The sequence below is a fragment of the Kitasatospora sp. NPDC057512 genome, assembly GCF_042802135.1.
GTDB lineage: Bacteria > Actinomycetota > Actinomycetes > Streptomycetales > Streptomycetaceae > Kitasatospora.
In genome coordinates, this window is record NZ_JBHVET010001082.1 from 1 (window position 1) to 2,037 (window position 2,037).

General features: G+C 74.5%; 1 protein-coding gene. It reads right to left on the minus strand.

Features of this window, described 5'->3' with window-relative positions; genetic code table 11:
• Positions 1-61: 61 nt before the first annotated feature.
• On the minus strand, positions 62-1,882 hold the full coding sequence (locus ACFU6K_RS37820) for a penicillin-binding transpeptidase domain-containing protein (protein WP_380671016.1): 1,821 nt from the start codon (positions 1,880-1,882) through the stop codon (positions 62-64).
• Between the last annotated feature and the right edge of the window lie 155 nt (positions 1,883-2,037).

A 2,037-nucleotide genomic window follows, 5' to 3' on the forward strand; every position in this document is an offset into this window, starting at 1 on the left:
CGCCGAGGCGCGTTCGCGGGCGGTGTGTGGGCGGTCTGGGCGGTGCGCGCCGGACCGGGCCTCAGCCCTTGCCGCCACCCGCCTTCAGCACCTGGGCCGCGGCCACGCCCGCCGCGCTGAAGCCGTGCCCGCCGCCCTCGACCTCGGCGGCGACGGCGAGGTCGCCGCGGTAGGCGATGAACCAGCTGTTGGTGGCCTGGCCGCCGGCCTCGACGGTGCCGGTCTTGGCGCCGATCTGGCCGGACAGGCCGGCCATCGGGGTGCGGGCGGTGCCCTGGGTGGCGGTCTTGGCCATCATGGCGCGCAGGTCCCGGGCGACGTCGGCGGGGAGCCTGCTCGGCGCCGTCACGCGCTTGGCGTCCTCGCGCAGCACGGGCTGGCGGAACGTCCCGTTCTGCACGGTGGCGGCGACCGAGGCCATCAGCAGCGAGTTGACCTGGATCCGGCCCTGGCCGATGTACGCGGCCGCGGCCTCGTCCTTGTTCCCGGGCGTCGGGATGGTGGCGTCGCGGCTCGGGACGCCGATGTGCCACTCCAGGCCGAGGCCGAACTGCTCGCGGGCCACCGTGCCGAGGGTGCCGGGCTGGAGCTTCTCCAGGCCCTTGTCGATGAAGCCGGTGTTGCAGGAGCGGGAGAAGTCGTCCGCGAGCGTGTAGGACGGGAAGTCGCCGCTCTCGTCGTTGTGCCAGGCGCGCGGGGAGTAGGTGGTCTCCTTGCACGGCACCACGGTGTCCGGGCTGACGCCCGCCTCCAGCAGCGCGGCCGAGGTGATCACCTTCATCGTCGAGCCGGGCGGCTGGCCGCCCGCGAGCGCGCGGTTGAAGCCGCCCTGCGGGGCGTTCGCGATCGCCAGGATGTGGCCGGTGCTCGGCTGGATGGCCACCAGCGAGGCCGGATTGCCGTTCGCCGCCTGCTGCTTGACCGCGTCCTCGGCGACCTGCTGGAGGTCGGCGTCCAGGGTCAGCTTGACCAGCGGGGCGCTCGGCGGCGTCAGCACGAACAGCTGCTCCGACTCGCCGCCGCCCGAGAGCGTCACGGCCCGACCGGTGGTGGCGGTCGCGCCGTCCGGCGGGGCGATCTGGGGGAGGACGGCGCGCAGCGACGGGAAGGCGTCGAGCGGCCGGCCCTTGCGGTCGGTGGGCTTGGACACCGGGTTGGGCGTCTCCTGCACCCCGATGGTCCGGCCGGGGGTGAGTTGGGGGTGGACCACGGACGGCTTCCAGCGCACCACGGGCCGCCCGTCCTGGGACCGGATGACGCTCAGCACGCTGTCGTACTCCCAGGCGTCCGGGGTGCCCTCGAACTCCGCCTTCACCCGGAAGCCGAGGGCCGGCTCGCTCGGACTGTCGGCCTGCGCGCGGCCCGTCCCGGTCAGGGCGAGCGTGCGGGCCCCCACCCGCTCGTGGAACGTGGTCAGTGCGGCGCGGGCGGTCTCCGGCCGGTCCGTCAGGCCCGCGGCGGCCGGGATGTCGCCGCGGCTCCAGGCCGCCAGGAACTCCTTGGCCGTCGATTCGGCCTGTTCGGCGGTCGGCGGTTCCTGCGGGGCCTTCGCCACGGTGCCGGAGCCCTGGTGGCCGCCGCCGGCCGGGCCGTTGTCCGTCACGGCGTTCAGCACGTTGTAGGCGCTGTAGCCGCCGACCGCCAGCAGGGCGGCGAACACCCCGCCGGCGGCGACCAGCACGACCCGGCGCGTGGTCGAGCTGTGCGGGGCCCCGTCGTCGTGCCCGTGGCGCCCGTCGTGCCCGTCGAGATCGTCGAGTTCGTCGTACTGGTCGTACTCGATCTCGACGTCGGCGAGTCGGCCGTCCTGTGCCTGTCCGTCGTGCGCCTGGCCGTCCTGCTGGTGTCCGTCGCGCCGGTTGTCCCTGTGCTCCTCGAACATGCTTCCATCCCCCCTGCGATCCTCCGTGGTGGCGGGCACGCCCCCTCCGAAATGTCGGCCCGCCGGCCCGATGACCGGACGAAGGTCCGTTCGGGCGCGGACCAGCCTATGTCGGGACGGGAGATCGGTCGACAGCGGGACGGCCCGCCCGGCGA

Bases quoted from the DNA above. Each gene is read 5' to 3' on its own strand.
- ACFU6K_RS37820 (WP_380671016.1), bottom strand. From the start codon at position 1,882: ATGTTCGAGGAGCACAGGGACAACCGGCGCGACGGACACCAGCAGGAC.